Source organism: Pseudonocardia charpentierae (assembly GCF_031845345.1).
Lineage (GTDB): Bacteria > Actinomycetota > Actinomycetes > Mycobacteriales > Pseudonocardiaceae > Pseudonocardia > Pseudonocardia charpentierae.
In genome coordinates this window covers 1-261 of sequence record NZ_JAVREJ010000131.1, presented here as the reverse complement: position 1 = coordinate 261, position 261 = coordinate 1, and the positions used below count along the sequence as shown (strand labels likewise).

Annotated in this window: 1 pseudogene; it reads left to right on the top strand. The window is 77.4% G+C overall.

From position 1 onward, the window contains the following. Positions 1-261 (top strand): annotated as a pseudogene (locus RM445_RS32180) (IS701 family transposase); the annotation flags it as partial.

Below are 261 nucleotides of genomic sequence, written 5' to 3'. Positions count from 1 at the left end.
GGGCCGACCACGCCACGGCGAGGGCACCGGAGCAGGCGTGGAAGCGCCGCAGCTGCGCGGACGGGGCCAAGGGCCCGCGGCTGTTCGACTGGGCGGTGGCCTCGGTGTCGGCCGGGGACGACACCCCTCCGGGCTGGGGGCGCTGGCTGCTGGTCCGCCGCCAGATCCTCACCGACGACCAGACCGCCGCGGGCCGGGAGCCGGAGCTGGCCTACTACCTGTGCGCCGGCCCGCCCGGCACCACCGACGACGAGCTGATCC